We start from the raw sequence: 16,736 nt of genomic DNA on the forward strand, positions 1-16,736 counted from the left end.
TCCAGGGTAAGATTACGTGTGTTCAATAAATAAGCTGTAAAACTTTATCTGCATAATCAGTATCGAGCGCTGCTTTGAAGCGCTTAGCTTTCAGACCTTTTTTACAGCTTTTTTCAAGTTTCAACAAATTGAGAACAAGGTGTCTAATTACCGACATGTTTTCTGCGGCATTCGAGCGTCTCACGCGACTTAAGTCTTCGTTAAAACTTACATCAAGCACCCAGTGTAGCTGATTCTCAATGTTCCAATGCTTTCTAACTGCGTTGCCGAACACCTTGGCATCAGCATCTATTGAGCAGATAAAATAACGACGTTCTTGAAATAAAAGGGTCAGGTTAAATTTAAATAACTCGTCTATGCTTTCATGAGTAGTCATTTGTTATGAGGAGTTATACCAATTGCATTAAGTAAGTGATCTTGTTGTGCGTAGAGAAAATCAGCTAAAACAAGGCGCTCGATTGACTAATAGCTGGCTATTAGGATTGAGAGCAACGCCATTTTAGTTAATTTTAACAAGTACAAGTGGGCAAATATTTAATGCAATTGGTATTATTCAATTGGCCAGATTACCACGAGTTAGCCCAATCGGTGTGCCCCAGCACATAATTCAACGAGGAAATAATCACCAAGTGTGCTTTGCTAGCGAGCAGGATTTTGCAGCTTACGCAGGATGGTTGAAGGACTATTCAAGTAAATTTGAGGTAGCGATTCATGCATGGGTCTTTATGACTAATCATGTTCATTTGTTATGTACTCCGCTTAATCACAATGCTATTAGTCAAATGATGCAAGGCCTTGGTCGCCAGTATGTTAGATACTTTAATCATAGCTATAAACGAACGGGAACGTTATGGGAAGGGCGCTATAAATCTTGTTTAGTGCAAGAAGAAGAGTACCTCTTACAGTTGTATCGATACATTGAACACAATCCAGTTAGAGCGAAAATGGTTGAGGATCCAGCTGATTACGCGTGGTCGAGCTACCAAATTAATGGGCTGGGTAAAGAATCATCATTATGTACACCGCATTCACTTTATATTAGGTTAGGAAAGGATGAGGACGATAGGCAATGCGCGTATCGTGATCTTTTTAAACATCATGTTGATAATAAGCTCATCACTAATATTAGAGATAGCGTTAATCGAGGGATGGCAATTGGCAGTGAACAATTTAAGCGCGAAATAGAATTGTTAACGGGTCGCAGAATGCAACCAAAGAAAAGAGGTCGACCGTTAGGTTGGAAGAAAGATGAAGTGTAGTTTTATTTTAACCTGACCCTAATATAATGTGTGCTAGAAATGAAAGCGAAGGAAAGCTACTGCCATGAAAAAATTATCCCTCTTAATTACTGCATGTTTATTTCTCCTTTTAGGAGGAAATGCAGCGCACGCAGTCACCGTTCAACAAGCGTTCTTGAAACAACAAAGCGACGTTCAAGTTAAAGGCTCTGGAACCGTCGTTCGTATTTTTAGTGACGACCTTGAAGGCTCCCGCCATCAGAAGTTCATCCTCAAGTTATCATCAGGTCAAACAATTCTTATCGCCCATAACATCGATTTAGCCCCACGAATTAATACTATCGCGAAAGGTGATTTTGCTATCGCGAAAGGTAATTTTGTGCAGTTTCACGGTGAATATGAATGGAGCAAAAAAGGTGGTGTCGTACATTGGACACATCACGATCCCCGAGGTCGCCATGTTGGTGGTTGGCTTAAACATCAAGGGAAGGTTTATCAGTAAGTTTGAAGAGGGTGGACGATAATTTACTGATTAATTGATTGTTTATTTAATTTTAACCTGACCCCATTTAATTCAACCTGACCCCATTTAATTAACCCCATTTAATTAGATGATGTCATTGATGCCTTTCGGCATATGAGTCAAGGCAAGCATATTGGTAAGGTTATAATTGATCATAATAAACATCAGGATCTTATTCGGTCTGACGGTGCTTACCTTATTACCGGAGGGCTGGGAGGTATAGGGCTGACAGTCGCTAAATGGCTGGTAAGCCAAGAGGCTGGAGAGGTTATTCTGGTTGGGCGTAGCGAACCTGTTGGCGAAGCTTTGAATGTTATTAACCAATTACGCGCATCAGGGACTCAAATCACAATTAAGCAGCGTGATATCGCTCGTCAAAGCGATGTGGCTGACTTGTTTTCTGAGCTAGAGCAAGTTAATGGGATTTTTCATGCCGCAGGCGTGCTGGCAGACGAAGCGCTGAGTAAACTGACTCTATCTCAGTTCTCAAAAGTATTGGCACCTAAAGTCCGCGGTACGTGGAACTTGCATCAATATTCAGACTCTTTAGATTTGTTTGTGTTGTTTTCATCTATCTCTTCTCTTATCGGGGTACCGGGTCAGGCTAACTATGCCGTGGCAAATGAGTTCCTGGATAGTTTTGCTCGAATGAGATTAGGGCAAGGTCTGGCTGCAACAGTTATTAACTGGGGACCATGGAAAGAAGTCGGGATGGCGGCCAGTCAGAATATCAGCAAACAGTTAGATCGCGTGAGTGCGTTAGATAGCATCAGACCTGAGGCCGGTATTCAAGTGATGGAAAAAGTGCTGCTAGAAGAGTTGGGGCAAGCTGTTATTATGCCATTGACGCAATCTTCACACGCTATTTTTTCGCAGGGGGAAATTCCGCGTTATTTATTACAGGAAGTTTTTGCCAATGATCCTAACCAGGCCTTAATGGGAGCTGCAACTCAGGCATTATCGCTGTTAGTGAAGCAACTCAGAGAAGAGCTTGACAATGTTTCCGAGCAGGACAAAGAGGACAAGCTCATCGAAGTCATTAGTCAGCAAATTGTTTCTATAATGAAATTAGAGTCGATAGAGATGATTTCTCTGGAACAGCCTTTAATTGAATTAGGACTGGACTCTTTGATTGCGATTGAGCTTAGAAATATTTTAAGCGATATTTCAGGCGTTAATTTGCCTGCGACCATTTTGTTTGATCACCCGACAATACGTCAGCTGGCAGCTTATATCGCCGAGCAAATAAATACCCCGTAACGTCTGGCAATTTTTTCAGTTCTGTAAACAGGACATGCGAGAAAGTGTTTATGTCCTGTTTACGATATGCCTAAGCGGTTAAGTTGACGCATTGCTTCCCAAGGTTATAGTTTGTATACAATCGCATCATAACTTTATTGTCTCTCCGTTACAGGAAAAGCCGAATTGAAATTGAATTATATTATATTGATTAGATTTAATAGCAACTAAATAGAGAAATACAAAATGCGAGTTAATAAGTTAGTAGATTTTTCCGAGCAGAGTATTAAACGTAGAATTGTTTTTACCTGGTTATCTTTACTTGTCATTGTAGGCTTGACGATGGGAGTAACTCGGCTGGACTTTAATTCCGATTATCGGGTATTCTTCGACGAAGAGTATACTTATTTACAAGCTTATGATGCCATCTCTGAACAATTTTCATTTCAGGATTCCATTTTAGTTATCGTAAAACCACCAAACAATCAGGCGTTTACCGAAGATTCTGTGAACTTGTTACACCAGGTTGAAACGTTTTATGCCGAAGTGGATTATGTCACGAGTGTAGACTCCATATTTAATTATTTGAGCATTAAATCTACCGAAGATGAAATTGAACTGAGCGAATTTTTGTTACCTGAGCATGCACAGAATGAGCAGCTACTGAAGCAGCGACAGCAAGAGGCGCAGCAGGATTTACTATTAAGCGGCAGGCTGGTTTCTAAGGCGAGTGATGTGGCTGTGATCCAGTTGATGTTGTCTTTACCCCAAGAAAGAGGCCCTGCCATAGCCACTATCGCTAAACAGGCCTATCAACTTAAAGATAAGTTGGAGTCACAGTACCCTAAGGTTGAAATTTATTTAAGTGGTGGCGTGATGCTCGACTTCGCCTTTATGCAAGCCGGAGAAAGGGATCTTTTAACCTTATTTCCTATGGTGTTTTTAATCGCTTTAGTGCTGTTGTTTTTTATTCTTCGCTCTTGGTGGCAGGTATGCGCTACTTTGGTTGTTATGAGTGGGTGCATTGTAATGACACTAGGCTTAATCGGATATGTGTTTGGGGATCTGAATATTATAACGGTACAAGCCCCTCTTATTGTTTTAATTTTAGGTATCGCAGATTCTATCCACCTGATCTCAGGTTATAACAAAGAAGTGTCACATATGGGGCCTGCGAAGGCGATGGTACGGGCAATGAAGGTGAATTTTAAACCAATGTTTTTAACCACAATCACTACCGCATTTGGTTTTTTAAGCATGAATTTCAGCGAATCGCCACCTTTTAATGATTTGGGTAATATCACAGCGATTAGTGTATTTTTTGCCCTGGGACTGACAGTATTTTTATTGCCTTGTTTATTGTTATTAGGTCCGATCCCTAAGCGGGTTTCATTCGATCATAACAGTCGCTTAACACAGCATATTCAGTCTTTAGTTAAGCGGCACGATAGCAAGATTATCCTGCTGAGTATCGGCCTGTGCTTATTTGCAGCATTACATGTAACAGACAATGTGATTGATGATGATGCGATTCGTTATTTTGATCGTGATACAGATTTTCGTCAAGCCGCTGATTTTGCTGATCAACATATGGCCGGAGTCAGAGACATTCTGATTGCAGTTGACTCCGGTGAGACTGAGGGAGTATACGAACCTGATTTTATGCTAAAAAATCAATCCCTTATTGCCTGGCTGCGTCAACAACCCGAGGTGAATAATGTGTATTCCTTCATCGACAAATTAAAATCTTTAAATCAGCATACATTATCAGGTTTAGCCACCGATTTTAAGGTACCAGATTCTAGCGAGAGCATTGCTCAACTTGTACTTTTGTATGAAATGTCACTTCCTTATGGTTATGAGATTAATCATTTAATTTCGATGGATAAATCTTCGATTAAGTTACATGTTTTTCTGAAGAACTTGTCAAATAGCGAGTTACTGGAGCTTGAAGCCAGGATTTACCAGTGGCAACAGGCAAACTTTAGTTCATCACAAACTCTGATGATGTCTTCCCCGTCTTTAATGTTTGCTCACGTTGCCCACAATAATATTAACAAGATGCTGGAAGGCTGGGTGATAGCTATTTTAGTTATTTCACTCACCCTGGCTTTGGCATTAGGTTCCTGGCAGTTGGGGCTATTTGCAATGATAACTAATATTTTACCTGCTTTTCTGGTATATGGTGGCTGGGGATTATGGGTGGGGGAAATGAATATGGCTTCTGCCGTGGTATTTAGTATCAGTTTAGGCATCGTTGTTGATGATACCGTGCATCTGTTAACTAAATTTCAGGATAAGTACCAGCAAGGCTTTAGCTTTGAGCAGTCTGTCACATATAGCCTGGAAAATTCAGTTGCGGCTTTAATTACGACCACCCTGGTGCTTTGTTCAGGCTTGATCATATTAGCCCAGTCGAGCTTTGCGATTAACTCAACCATAGGAGTGATGACATGTTTTATTATTTTGCTTGCTTTGTTAGTCGATATTATCCTGTTACCCGCATTAGCCCATTACTGGAGACGAAGCCGTCGGGCCAGTTGCGAATAGATGGTTCTTTAGCACTTACCAAAGAGAAAAAACCGTAAAAAAATTGGAGAAAGAATATGCTGAATAAAAAAAAGTTCATAAGTGTATTGGCAGCCGTGGCACTCGCTTTGGTGACCAATATGTCTGCTGCACTCACTGCACCAGAGCAGGGCTTAGCAATATCTCAGGAAACTAAACTGCGAGATAGTGGCTGGACCGATAGCACGGCAGATATGTTAATGTTATTGCGTAATAAACAAGGGCAGGAGAGCATACGTGAAATTAAAATTAAATCGCTGGAGCTGCAAGACGATGGCGATAAAAGCCTGACGATTTTTAATAAACCCAGAGATGTGAAAGGTACTGCATTTTTAAGTTTTTCTCACCCTGTGGGCGCGGATGACCAGTGGTTATATTTACCCGCATTAAAACGCGTTAAACGTATTTCATCTCGCAATAAGTCAGGTCCGTTTATGGGCTCTGAATTTTCTTTTGAAGACTTAAGCTCTTTTGAAGTTAAAAAAATATACTTATCAATATTTAGGTGATGATAAAAGCAATGGCTTAGAGAGCTTTAAGATTGAACAGGTTCCAGTTGATGAAAACTCAGGTTATACCAGGCGTATTGTTTGGATAGATAAACAAGAATATCGCATTCAGAAAATAGATTTTTATGATCGTAAAAATTCATTGTTAAAAACCTTGTCATACCTTAATTATCGGCAATATCTTGGTAAATACTGGCGTGCAGGCAGCATGAAAATGATCAATTATCAAAATGGTAAAAGCACTGAGTTAAAATGGGATAATTATGCCTTTAAAACTGGTCTGAAAGACAGTGATTTTAACCGCAATTCATTAAAGCGGGTACGTTAACTGATATGTTCACAAAAAACGTAGTTAAAAAGCTGGCAGTAAGTTGTTTGCTGCTGACCTTTAATGCCGCCTCAGCTGAATTTGAATTCTCAGGAAAGTTAGGGCTCGAAGAGCGATATTTTGTTGACGGGGGTCAATACTCTGAGCAGCAATATCATTCTCAGACTTCATTATTTGCCGTGCCTGAGTTTTACTGGGGCTGGAATAATGGCAGTGATACCCTGGTCTTTAAACCTTTTTATCGTATTGATTCACAAGATGGTGAGCGAACCCACGGCGATGTTCGTGAACTGTATTATATTCATGCCAGTGATGACTGGGAACTCAGAGCCGGTATACGAAAGGAATTTTGGGGGGTGACCGAATTTCAGCATTTGGTTGATGTGATCAATCAAACCGATAGCGTTGAAGATTTTGACGGAGAAGACAAAATCGGCCAGTTAATGCTTAACCTGTCGTTAGTTAAAGACTGGGGCATAATTGATTTATATTTATTGCCGGGGTTTAGGCAACGAACATTTCCTGGAGGGAATGGCCGGTTACGTGGTCCGTTTCAGATAGATAAACATAATATAAGCTATGAATCTGATGCCAAAAAACAGCATTTAGATTTGGCCATGCGCTGGACCCATAGCTTAGGTGATTTTGATATCGGCAGTTACTGGTTTCACGGGACTAACCGTGAACCTGATTTTATTCCGAATCAAGACGGCGAAACCTTACAACACAATTTGGTAAGCCAACGGGTATTGCATTTGTTGACTCAACTAAGATATCCGTATGTCACATTATAAGGGCTAAACGCAACTGTGTTTTTGATGGTATAGCTAAGCATGGAAAGGGAACCATGGGATGGTCATTTGGGTTTAAATTACATTTAATTGTTAATCATCTTGGTGAAATACTAGCAGTAAAAATAACAGAAGGTAATGTCGATGACCGAGTGCCAGTTCCAGAGATGGTTACGCCTTTTTCAGGAAAGTTATATGGTGACAAAGGGTATTTAGGAAAGGCCCTATCGAGTGAATTATGGGAGCAAGGAGTGGAGTTGATCACAAATGTAAGAAAAAACATGAAGAAAAAGGCGTTGTCTTTATGGGATCGAGCGATGCTAAAAAAACGATTTATAATTGAAACTATCAATGATCAACTAAAAAATATCTCCTATGTTGAACATACCAGACACCGCAGTATCAATGGGTTTATGATTAATATGCTTGGCGGACTAATAGCGTATTGTTTAAAAGATAATAAGCCAGCTCTTAATTTAAATGCAGAAGAAATTGAGATCATGGAGTGCACAAATATCGTTATTGCTTAAGCCGATCTCAGGTTAATAAGCTCATCACTAATATTAGAGATAGCGTTAATCGAGGGATGGCAATTGGCAGTGAACAATTTAAGCGCGAAATAGAATTGTTAACGGGTCGCAGAATGCAACCAAAGAAAAGAGGTCGACCGTTAGGTTGGAAGAAAGATGAAGTGTAGTTTTATTTTAACCTGACCCTATTTTATTATTTTAACCTGACCCTATTTTATTACCCTATTTTAAAAAAAAGCACGCCAATCAGCGTGCTTTTATTTGATAGAAATACGTCAGTTTATTTTAAACCCAACACTTCTTTTCCTTGTTTAAAGTCGATATCCACTGGGATATTGGCTTTGGTCAACTTAGCTAAGTCAGCGGCTAGTTCTGGTTTGATTAGGCCGCTGTCTTTGATCAATTGGTCGACTTGAGCGTAATCGCCTGTGCCTTGAATGGTCAGGATAAGCTCAGATAGGCTCGCCATGGCTTTAGCCATTTTTTCAAAGTTAACCGCGTATAAACCGTTAGCATCACGTTCAAATGCGCCTGCTTGTTGGAAGTAGTTAAAGCGAACCATGTTGGCTTTACCGTGTGCAGAGCTTGCGCCAAAACGCACTGAGCGAAAGATGCCAGCCATGAAGGTTACATAGTTATCTTCAACAACGCCTTGTGAAATTTGTCCCTGTTTGAATAACTCAGTAATCATGTAAAGACCTAGAATATCGGCTTTACCTTCTTCTAGTGCTGATGCGTGTTCTTTTAGCGATTGACGCACGGTGCCTTTGCCGTTGATGGTGTTTTTAATACCAAGACCGTGGGCAACTTCGTGGAACATGGTGTTAGCAAAAAATGCATCGAACGTAACGTGTTTACGTTGCTCTGGTACTATTAAAACCTTGGCGATTGGATCTAAGATATGATCGAATTTAGCCTTCATTGCATTTTTAAGCTGTAGGCGACGAGTTCCTTTTTTCAGCTGGACTTCTTCATCATTTGGTAGGTTGATGGCAATTGTTTTGCCACCTGCATTTGAGTGACCAGCGTAGTAGATAACATCGTAGGCATTTAAGTCTGCATCTGTGCCTGGAGTTTCTTGTTTGAATTTCTCATCAACCGGCAAACCGCGTTGCAGGGCTGGTAAAAAGCTCGCGAATTTAGCAAGGCGTTGTGACCATGCTAAATCTTTTACTAGTACATAAGATTCATAGGCAGCACGGTAGCCAAATAGTTGGTCTTCATACGTTTCAATTGGACCAATAACCACATCAATTGGGTTATTTTTCATGTCCATCCAAGCAAAATCAGACGCTTTGAAGTCATCATTTAATAAGGCAACTGAGCGCATTTGTAAGTAGTTAGCGAATTCTTTATCGTCTGCTAGTGCTGACGCTTCAAGGAGTAATTTACTCGCTTGTTGTAATTCAGTTTGATAGATTTTTGAAAATGGAATTGAAATCAAAGCGCCTTTGTCATCACGACGAATAACACTATAAAGACCTGTTTTGTCCACTGAATCTGGTGCTGCTTCTAATTCTTCCTTCGTCATGTCGTGTGGGTAGAACTGAGCACCAAGGGCTTTTTCTGCACTTTCAGTTAAGAATACGTCATCGCTTTGTAATCTGTCCCATGGGCCGTAATTGATTTTGGCATATTCACGCACTTTAGGATCGTCAATACTTGCTAGGAAGCCTGCTTTGTCATCGCCATAAGCTTGTTTCCAAAACAAATCGTCCATGATTTTACTGGCATCAATAAGTTTGCCTAACATCATTTTTTGATTGGTAGATAGATGTGATAAGTCAGTGTTTAACGTCACTTCTTGATAAATACCTAAACGATCGCTAAATGCTGGAAGTCGTTGTGGGCCAGTTTGAACTGTTGCGGTTTCTTTCTTAGCTTGTGTTGTTTCAGTAGTTGGTTTGGCAGACTCGCCACAGCCGCTTAGCGCGACAATTCCTGAAATCATCAGGGCAATTGAAGTTTTCTTCATGAGAGATCTCTTATTGTTTTTAATTTGATTGGTTAAGAATCACCATTTCTCTTCGTCTTCATCCCATTTATCATCGTAGGTTGACTCCTTAGGTGGTGGCATTTTTACCTTGTTGCTCGCTTTAATTAGCGCAAATTGTGATAACACAATACCTAGAACGACGGCGATAATGAGAATAATCCAAATCATAATGAGTGCTTCTCTATGTTGGTAATATATTGAGTGTAGATGTTATCTAGTGATGCTAACACTTCTGCCTTTAAACCGATATCGTGGTTGGCAATTGTTTGTTGCAGTAAATCAAATGACAGCGTATTTGTTAATGCTTGAGACTGTGAAATATGACTAATATGCCACGGCTCGCGTGCTACGCCGCCGTTATACTGTTGATAAGGAAGAAAAAAGCCATGGGCAGTTAAATTTTCACTAAGCCACTGTCCTAGCTGAGCCATTGGTCCATCTTGCTCATACTCCCAAGGCTCTAGTTGTAATGGCTGGTTTAGCATACTGGGGGCAAACACATCAATGTCAGTACCCCAATGATGGCGACTTGCACCCGGTAACGCTGACCAGTGAAGAATATGTTTAAGCAGCTGCGCTTTAGTCACAGACGCTATATTAATCGTTTGATCATTGGCATCTCTAACAGGGCGTAAGCCATTTGCTTTGTTGTTCCAAATCATTTGTTGGCGCTCGAATGAACGAAAGCCGCTGGCAATGCACAGATCGATATTATCGTCTTTAGCACTGGCAACGAGACCTTGCCAGTCACTTAGGACTTCAGAGTGTAGTAACTGCTGATGACCATTAGATTGCACAGGGCTGAGGTGCGATTCTGTTAGCCCTAGTGCTATTTTTTCCCTGTTTGTTAGCGAAGATTCAAATGACATCAGCATAGCCCTTTAATCGAGAAGTAACTTTTCTAACAAACGCTGATACACATCAGTAAGAATTTCTAAATCGTTAAATTTCACGCATTCGTTAACCTGATGAATAGTGGCGTTCACTGGCCCTAATTCGACAAGTTCTGCGCCAGTTGGTGCAATAAAACGACCATCAGATGTACCGCCGCTGGTTTGTGGATCGGTATTATAGCCTGTGATTTCTTTAATCGATGAACGGACAGCGTTTAATAAATCGCCGTGATCCGTAAGGAACGGCAAGCCATTATAGGTCCAGTCGATATCATAATCTAAGCCGTGTTGATCTAGGATCGCAATAACTCGCGTTTTAATTAGATCGAATGTTAGCTCGGTCGAAAAGCGCAGATTAAATTGCACTTTTAATAGCCCCGGAATGACGTTACCCGCGCCAGTGCCACCATTGATATTGGATATTTGAAAGCTCGTCGGTGGAAAGTATTCATTGCCGTTGTCCCACACCGTTTTTGCTAACTCATCAAGCGCAAGCATGGCTTTGTGAATGGGGTTATTTGCAAGATGAGGATAGGCTACGTGGCCTTGCTTACCGTTGATAATGAGATCACCCGTCAATGAACCACGGCGACCGTTTTTAACTACATCACCTAACTTCGCTGTGCTACTTGGCTCGCCAACAATACAATATTGAATTTTTTCGTTGCGGGCCTCAAGCGTATCGATAACGCGGGTAGTTCCGTTAATAAACGGGCCTTCTTCGTCACTGGTAATGAGAAAAGCGATAGAGCCTTTATGATTAGGGTACTGCTCAACAAAGCGTTTAGTGGCAATCACCATGGCCGCGAGACTACCTTTCATATCGGCAGCGCCGCGCCCGTGTAACATGCCATCAATAAGCTTAGGCTCAAATGGGGGATTGTCCCAGTGACTCTCTTCACCCACAGGTACAACGTCGGTATGGCCTGCAAAACAAAACAGCGGGCCAGTGTTGCCTTTACGTGCCCACATGTTTTGCGTGTCTTCAAAGTTCATTGGCTCGATGTTAAAACCTAATGGCTCTAAATAGCTAGCCATGAGGGCTTGGCAACCTTCATCAAGTGGGGTGATTGATGGGCGCGATAAGATATCGATGCTTAAATCAAATAACGCTCGATCGTTAATGGTGTTTACGTCAGACATGGTGATTTCACTTACCTAAGCGGTTATTCAAAAAAGGCTTGATACTGAGCGTCTTTAAAGCCCAACAAGGCGTCACTGCCTTTCACTAATAAAGGACGTTTGATTAATGTTGGTGTTGCTAAGAAAAGGGTTTTTAATGCCGCTGGTGTCGTATCGGCTTTTTGCGCGTCAGTTAGTGCGCGGTAACTCGTGCTGCGTTTATTTAGCATTTGCTCAACATCGCTGATTTCACACAGGCTATCTAATAATGTGCTATCTAAACCATCGACACGGTAATCATGGAAAGTGTATTCAACATTGTTAGCATCAAGCCATTTTAGTGCTTTTTTAATCGTATCGCAGTTTTTGATGCCGTAAATAGTGGTGCTCATGAGATTTCCTAAATTTATTTTTGTTTGATGATGCCGGTTAGCACGGTTTCTTCTGCGACTCTGACATTGCCATATTGTGGCTTAGTTGTTAACACGCCATGGCTGATAAGCAGGGCAATATCGAGATGCGGAAGTTGTTTTCTAATGTTTATTAGATCAAGTTCAATCAAAGGGTCGCCTTGCTTGACACGTTGTCCAACATTTATTTTTCGAGTGAAGCCAACGCCATGAGTCGTTATTGCGCTAGAACCGCATGTGAGTTCTACGATGACACCATGAGAGGCTTGTAATTTTATTTGGTGACTAGTCGCTGCCACTTCCGTTATCACACCATCACATGGCGCCACTAGGCGACTGCCTAATGGTTTTAGCATAATGCCTTGACCTTGCAAGCCATGACTAATTACTGGCTCATAATGCTCGGTTAACGGTAATGCTTCGCCGCTGATAGGAGCCACTAAATCGAGCTTTGTAAGTTGTGAAGATGGTTTGTCTAGCGTGGTCATATTGTTATTGAGGTTTGTTTAATTGATTAACTTTGTAGTCATTTTTCTCTAGCACTGCAATCGCCTGCGCAAAGGTGTCTTTTTTGACAAGGATATAGTCGGTATCGAATGTAGAGATAGCAAAAATACTAATATCAGCTTCGGCTAATGCGCCTGCGATACCCGATAAAATACCAGTCAGTGAGAAGTTTAAAGGCCCCATCACTTCGAGACAACGCCAGCCTGATTCTTGGTCATGGCTTGCTAGAGCAAGCGACGAAGGAACAACAACAGATAATTCGTCTTCAGTTTTAGCGAGGAAATAAATATCTTGATCAAAAATACGTCCGTCAGGGCGCGTTTCTGGTGTAAAACTGTGAATGGTAAATTCTACTTGTAGTTCTGCTAACGTCTGCTTAGGCATTCAATCTGCTCCACGAAATACTGCTGTCCATTGAGCGGTTTAGTCTACCTTTTAATACAACAAAGGGGAACCTAAGTTCTAATGCTGTTCAGTTAAGCGGATACATTGATTTGAGAGGTGTATTTGATGTGCTATTGGTTTCATTTATCTAATTGAAATGAGTGAAAGCACACCAGTTACTTTTCTTTGCATCGCCAAAGAAAAGTAACCAAAAGAAAGGCGACCCGTGGTTTATCTCTTGCTCTTAAATGATAAATTTACTTTTCAATACCGTATTTTATCCGCGTCCTGCGGCAAATACTCAAAAATCGTCCTGATTTTTGTATTGGTTAATTTCTAATTTAAGGCGATAAACGACGGGACTAAACCGCGCTGATAGATTTTCAAATTCTCTATCAGAAAAATACTAGAGCCTATGTTTCCTTTTAATGCAATTATTGAACGTTTTCTTGTTCGCCAAATACGTTAGCAAATAAAGCCGTAGACAAGTAGCGCTCGCCTGAGCTCGGTAAGATAACAACGATAGTTTTGCCTGCAAACTCTGGTAATTCAGCAATGCGATTGGCAGCAATGACAGCAGCGCCTGAAGAAATACCCGCTAAAATGCCTTCTTCGTCCATTAAACGTTGCGCCATTTCAATGGCTTCTTCGTTGTCAACTTGCTCTACAAGGTCAACAAGATCAAGATCTAGGTTACCCGGTATAAAACCAGCACCAATGCCTTGAATTTTGTGAGGTCCAGGTGTTAGTTCTTCACCGGCTTTCGCTTGGGTGATCACTGGTGAGTTTGTCGGCTCAACGGCTACTGAGGTGATTGCTTTACCTTGGATTTGCTTAATGTATTTGCTAACCCCTGAGATAGTGCCGCCAGTACCAACGCCAGCAACAAATACGTCGATTTCGCCGTCAGTGTCTTCCCAAATTTCAGGGCCAGTTGTTTTAACATGAATTTCAGGGTTGGCTGGATTTTCGAATTGCTTAAGTAATACATATCTTTCAGGTGCGCTGTCTTTAAACTCTTGCGCTTTAGCAATTGCGCCGCCCATGCCTTTAGCACCTTCGGTTAATACTAAATTAGCACCTAACGCTTTTAGTAATTTTCGGCGCTCTAGGCTCATGGTGTCTGGCATGGTCAGTGTTAGTTTGTAACCACGAGAAGCGGCAACGAACGCTAACGCAATACCAGTGTTACCACTGGTTGCTTCGATAAGTTCTTTATCTTTGGTTAGCTCGCCATTTTTTTCAGCTGCCCAAATCATATTGGCACCGATACGACATTTAACGCTGAAGCTCGGGTTGCGGCTTTCTACCTTCGCAATCACCTTGCCATTTGATACTTTATTTAAACGAACTAGTGGTGTTTTACCAATAGTTTGTGAATTGTCTTCTACGATATTAGCCATGTTTTTTCTCACTCTATTAGGCGACAGGACTCTGTCATAATTGGTCATAATTGAATAAATTTCTTCTGTTATAACTAGATTATCGAATTGAGCAAATAAGTGAAATGATATTTCGTTATAACGATATGTAATAAAAAGCTAAGTTCTTATTCCAATAAGTCAAATGTTTTTTTACTTATGATGATTTTATGTTGGTACTGGTTTTATGTTAGTGTTTAAACATCTGTTTAATCTTCTATAAAAAATCTACTATGTCTTTTGAATCTACTGAAAATTATGTGGTAAGCGATGAGCTTCGCTTAGCCGTACAAGCTGCTATTACTCTTGAAAAACCATTATTAATAAAAGGTGAACCTGGCACTGGTAAAACGATGTTGGCGCTTGAGCTAGCAAAGTCGATGAAGGCGCCGTTATTACAATGGCACATCAAATCGACAACCAAGGCACAACAGGGTTTATATGAATATGATGCCGTATCGCGCTTACGAGATTCACAACTTGGCGATGATCGCGTCAAAGACATTGGTAATTACATTGTTAAAGGCAAAATGTGGCAAGCCTTTGAAAGTGCGCAGCGTCCAATACTATTAATAGATGAGATTGATAAAGCGGACATCGAATTTCCAAACGACTTATTGCAAGAGCTCGATAAAATGGAGTTTTTTGTTTATGAAACTCAAGAGTTGGTCAAAGCGAAAGTTCGCCCAATTGTTATTATTACGTCAAACAACGAAAAAGAATTGCCAGATGCCTTTTTACGTCGCTGTTTTTTCCATTACATTCAATTCCCTGATGAAGCGCAAATGCAAGAAATTGTGAATGTACATTTTCCTGATGTGAAGCCTAAGTTACTTGAGCAAGCATTAACGCGTTTTTTTGAAATGCGTCAATTAGGCGGCATTAAGAAGAAACCGTCGACTTCTGAATTGCTCGATTGGCTTAAATTGTTATTAGCACAAGATATTGCGCCTGAAGTGCTTCGCGACAAACAGCATGATGAATCAATTATGCCGTTATATGGCGCGCTTTTAAAAAATGAGCAGGATATGACGTTATTTGAAAAAATCGCGTTTTTGGCGCGTAGGCAACAATAATGCTGGTAGACTTTTTCTTCACGTTACGTAAATACGAATTAAAAGTAAGCGTCCGTGAATTACTTGATTTGATTAATGCGCTTGAGAAACAAGTGGTGTTTGGTGATATCGACCAGTTTTATCAACTTGCACGTATTGTGATGATCAAAGATGAAAGCCATTACGATAAATTTGATCGCGCTTTTGCCGATTATTTTGAAGGTGTTAGCTCGATAGATTTATTTGATAAAGACATTCCCGATGACTGGCTACGTAAAGAGCTGGAAAAGTTTTTAACTGACGAAGAAAAAGCCAAACTTGAAACCTTGGGCTCGCTTGATGAATTGCTTGATACACTGCAACAGCGTTTAAAAGAGCAAGAAAAGCGCCACCAAGGTGGTAATAAATGGGTTGGCACAGGCGGTACATCGCCATTTGGTGCTTATGGTTATAATCCTGAAGGTGTGCGTATTGGTCAGGCGGGGAACCGCCACAACCGTGCTGCTAAGGTGTGGGATAAACGTGAGTTTGCCAATTTAAGCGATACTGAGTTATTGGGCAGTCGTAATATGCAGGTGGCGCTGCGCCGTCTTCGAAAGTTTGCCCGTGCTGGCGCGCAAGATCAGTTAGATCTAGAGCAGACGATTAAATCAACCGCCAATAATGCTGGTTATCTTGATATAAAAATGAAAGCTGAGCGTCACAATGCCGTTAAGGTGTTAATGTTTTTTGATGTCGGCGGTTCAATGGATCCCTACATCGAACAAGTTGAGCAACTTTTTAGCGCCGCTAAAACAGAGTTTAAACACCTTGAGTATTTCTATTTTCACAACTGCGTTTATGAAACAGTGTGGCAAGACAATAGTCGTCGTTATACTGATAAAAAAGAGGTGTGGGAGCTTATTCGAACCTACGGTCGTGACTATAAAGTTATTTTTGTTGGTGACGCGTCAATGGGACCCTATGAAATTAGTTATCCCGGTGGCAGTGTCGAGCATTGGAATGAAGAAGCGGGTGAAGTATGGCTTAATCGCTTAACCAGTCACTTTGATAATGTGGCTTGGCTTAATCCCGTTAAAGAAGCGCATTGGCAATATACTGTGAGTATCGACTATATTAAGCAGCTAATGAGTGACAATATGTTTCCAATGACGATTGCAGGTTTGGAAAGTGCAATTAAGTCGTTACGTTAAATAGCCTAAGCTTGGGATAAATAGTTAAT

The 16,736-nt window shown here is 40.9% G+C and carries 17 protein-coding genes and 2 pseudogenes; 10 read left to right on the plus strand and 9 right to left on the minus strand.

Translation table 11 applies throughout. The annotated features are described in order from the left end of the window. Positions 1 to 22 precede the first annotated feature (22 nt). A complete protein-coding gene (locus ACMAZF_RS05170; RefSeq protein ID WP_435276385.1) occupies positions 23 to 376 on the minus strand; it encodes an ISAs1 family transposase in 354 nt (117 codons plus the stop codon). Between the two features lie 181 nt (positions 377 to 557). Here ACMAZF_RS05170 and ACMAZF_RS05175 point away from each other — a divergent pair, with 181 nt between their 5' ends. The 8 genes and pseudogenes from ACMAZF_RS05175 (at position 558) to ACMAZF_RS05210 (ending at position 7,893) form a co-directional block, all read left to right on the plus strand. Further along, positions 558 to 1,259 carry a transposase gene (locus tag ACMAZF_RS05175; protein ID WP_435274562.1) on the plus strand — a complete coding sequence of 234 codons (702 nt, stop codon included), beginning with the start codon at positions 558 to 560 and terminating at the stop codon, positions 1,257 to 1,259. A gap of 64 nt (positions 1,260 to 1,323) precedes the next feature. Continuing rightward, the gene (locus ACMAZF_RS05180; protein WP_435276377.1) at positions 1,324 to 1,740 is read left to right on the plus strand and encodes a DUF3465 domain-containing protein; all 417 of its coding nucleotides are present in this window, start codon (positions 1,324 to 1,326) and stop codon (positions 1,738 to 1,740) included. Positions 1,741 to 1,875: 135 nt separating this feature from the next. Next, complete coding sequence (locus tag ACMAZF_RS05185) at positions 1,876 to 3,021, plus strand: beta-ketoacyl reductase (protein WP_435276386.1); 1,146 nt, start codon at positions 1,876 to 1,878, stop codon at positions 3,019 to 3,021. Between the two features lie 225 nt (positions 3,022 to 3,246). Beyond that, positions 3,247 to 5,550, plus strand: a complete 2,304-nt coding sequence (locus ACMAZF_RS05190) for an efflux RND transporter permease subunit (protein WP_435276387.1) — start codon at positions 3,247 to 3,249, stop codon at positions 5,548 to 5,550. Between the two features lie 56 nt (positions 5,551 to 5,606). Further along, positions 5,607 to 6,405: pseudogene (locus ACMAZF_RS05195) on the plus strand (outer membrane lipoprotein-sorting protein). A gap of 5 nt (positions 6,406 to 6,410) precedes the next feature. Continuing rightward, entirely contained in the window at positions 6,411 to 7,199 is a 789-nt protein-coding gene (locus ACMAZF_RS05200) for a hypothetical protein (RefSeq protein WP_435276388.1), read from the plus strand. Continuing rightward, positions 7,139 to 7,726: pseudogene (locus ACMAZF_RS05205) on the plus strand (IS982 family transposase); the annotation flags it as partial. The gene ACMAZF_RS05200 and the pseudogene ACMAZF_RS05205, both read left to right, overlap by 61 nt. After that, positions 7,702 to 7,893: a hypothetical protein gene (locus ACMAZF_RS05210; RefSeq protein ID WP_435276389.1), complete on the plus strand. Its 192-nt coding sequence runs from the start codon at positions 7,702 to 7,704 to the stop codon at positions 7,891 to 7,893. The pseudogene ACMAZF_RS05205 and the gene ACMAZF_RS05210, both read left to right, overlap by 25 nt. Positions 7,894 to 8,006: 113 nt before the next feature. Here ACMAZF_RS05210 and ACMAZF_RS05215 read toward each other — a convergent pair whose 3' ends face one another. The 8 genes from ACMAZF_RS05215 to cysK form a co-directional block, all read right to left on the minus strand. Next, the gene (locus tag ACMAZF_RS05215; protein WP_435276390.1) at positions 8,007 to 9,701 is read right to left on the minus strand and encodes a dipeptidyl-peptidase 3 family protein; all 1,695 of its coding nucleotides are present in this window, start codon (positions 9,699 to 9,701) and stop codon (positions 8,007 to 8,009) included. Between the two features lie 39 nt (positions 9,702 to 9,740). After that, positions 9,741 to 9,890 (minus strand): DUF2897 family protein, encoded by a 150-nt coding sequence (locus tag ACMAZF_RS05220; RefSeq protein WP_435276391.1) that lies wholly within the window; start codon positions 9,888 to 9,890, stop codon positions 9,741 to 9,743. Next, positions 9,887 to 10,591 carry a M15 family metallopeptidase gene (locus ACMAZF_RS05225; protein ID WP_435276392.1) on the minus strand — a complete coding sequence of 235 codons (705 nt, stop codon included), beginning with the start codon at positions 10,589 to 10,591 and terminating at the stop codon, positions 9,887 to 9,889. The genes ACMAZF_RS05220 and ACMAZF_RS05225 overlap by 4 nt, the downstream gene beginning before the upstream one ends. A gap of 12 nt (positions 10,592 to 10,603) precedes the next feature. Next, complete coding sequence (dapE, locus tag ACMAZF_RS05230; protein ID WP_435276393.1) at positions 10,604 to 11,758, minus strand: succinyl-diaminopimelate desuccinylase; 1,155 nt, start codon at positions 11,756 to 11,758, stop codon at positions 10,604 to 10,606. Between the two features lie 23 nt (positions 11,759 to 11,781). Beyond that, on the minus strand, positions 11,782 to 12,129 hold the full coding sequence (locus tag ACMAZF_RS05235; protein ID WP_435276394.1) for an ArsC family reductase: 348 nt from the start codon (positions 12,127 to 12,129) through the stop codon (positions 11,782 to 11,784). A 14-nt stretch (positions 12,130 to 12,143) separates the two neighbouring features. Beyond that, entirely contained in the window at positions 12,144 to 12,635 is a 492-nt protein-coding gene (locus ACMAZF_RS05240) for a PTS sugar transporter subunit IIA (protein ID WP_435276395.1), read from the minus strand. Between the two features lie 4 nt (positions 12,636 to 12,639). Then, positions 12,640 to 13,038, minus strand: a complete 399-nt coding sequence (locus ACMAZF_RS05245; protein WP_435276396.1) for an ACT domain-containing protein — start codon at positions 13,036 to 13,038, stop codon at positions 12,640 to 12,642. Between the two features lie 434 nt (positions 13,039 to 13,472). Next, a complete protein-coding gene (cysK, locus tag ACMAZF_RS05250) occupies positions 13,473 to 14,441 on the minus strand; it encodes a cysteine synthase A (RefSeq protein WP_435276397.1) in 969 nt (322 codons plus the stop codon). Positions 14,442 to 14,692: 251 nt separating this feature from the next. Between cysK and ACMAZF_RS05255 the strand changes: the two genes are divergently transcribed. Beyond that, a complete protein-coding gene (locus tag ACMAZF_RS05255; protein ID WP_435276398.1) occupies positions 14,693 to 15,535 on the plus strand; it encodes an AAA family ATPase in 843 nt (280 codons plus the stop codon). Then, entirely contained in the window at positions 15,535 to 16,707 is a 1,173-nt protein-coding gene (locus ACMAZF_RS05260; protein WP_435276399.1) for a vWA domain-containing protein, read from the plus strand. Before ACMAZF_RS05255 ends, ACMAZF_RS05260 begins: the two co-directional genes overlap by 1 nt. Positions 16,708 to 16,736 lie beyond the last annotated feature (29 nt).

The organism is Psychrobium sp. nBUS_13, from assembly GCF_051201665.1.
In the GTDB taxonomy this organism is placed as follows: domain Bacteria; phylum Pseudomonadota; class Gammaproteobacteria; order Enterobacterales; family Psychrobiaceae; genus Psychrobium.

Excerpts from the sequence above, each read along its gene's own strand:
- ACMAZF_RS05170 (WP_435276385.1), bottom strand. The coding sequence starts at position 376 with ATGACTACTCATGAAAGCATAGACGAGTTATTTAAATTTAACCTGACC.
- ACMAZF_RS05180 (WP_435276377.1), top strand. The coding sequence starts at position 1,324 with ATGAAAAAATTATCCCTCTTAATTACTGCATGTTTATTTCTCCTTTTA.
- ACMAZF_RS05185 (WP_435276386.1), top strand. The coding sequence starts at position 1,876 with ATGAGTCAAGGCAAGCATATTGGTAAGGTTATAATTGATCATAATAAA.
- ACMAZF_RS05190 (WP_435276387.1), top strand. The coding sequence starts at position 3,247 with ATGCGAGTTAATAAGTTAGTAGATTTTTCCGAGCAGAGTATTAAACGT.
- ACMAZF_RS05200 (WP_435276388.1), top strand. The coding sequence starts at position 6,411 with ATGTTCACAAAAAACGTAGTTAAAAAGCTGGCAGTAAGTTGTTTGCTG.
- ACMAZF_RS05215 (WP_435276390.1), bottom strand. The coding sequence starts at position 9,701 with ATGAAGAAAACTTCAATTGCCCTGATGATTTCAGGAATTGTCGCGCTA.
- ACMAZF_RS05220 (WP_435276391.1), bottom strand. The coding sequence starts at position 9,890 with ATGATTTGGATTATTCTCATTATCGCCGTCGTTCTAGGTATTGTGTTA.
- ACMAZF_RS05225 (WP_435276392.1), bottom strand. The coding sequence starts at position 10,591 with ATGTCATTTGAATCTTCGCTAACAAACAGGGAAAAAATAGCACTAGGG.
- dapE (WP_435276393.1), bottom strand. The coding sequence starts at position 11,758 with ATGTCTGACGTAAACACCATTAACGATCGAGCGTTATTTGATTTAAGC.
- ACMAZF_RS05235 (WP_435276394.1), bottom strand. The coding sequence starts at position 12,129 with ATGAGCACCACTATTTACGGCATCAAAAACTGCGATACGATTAAAAAA.
- ACMAZF_RS05240 (WP_435276395.1), bottom strand. The coding sequence starts at position 12,635 with ATGACCACGCTAGACAAACCATCTTCACAACTTACAAAGCTCGATTTA.
- ACMAZF_RS05245 (WP_435276396.1), bottom strand. The coding sequence starts at position 13,038 with ATGCCTAAGCAGACGTTAGCAGAACTACAAGTAGAATTTACCATTCAC.
- cysK (WP_435276397.1), bottom strand. The coding sequence starts at position 14,441 with ATGGCTAATATCGTAGAAGACAATTCACAAACTATTGGTAAAACACCA.
- ACMAZF_RS05255 (WP_435276398.1), top strand. The coding sequence starts at position 14,693 with ATGTCTTTTGAATCTACTGAAAATTATGTGGTAAGCGATGAGCTTCGC.
- ACMAZF_RS05260 (WP_435276399.1), top strand. The coding sequence starts at position 15,535 with ATGCTGGTAGACTTTTTCTTCACGTTACGTAAATACGAATTAAAAGTA.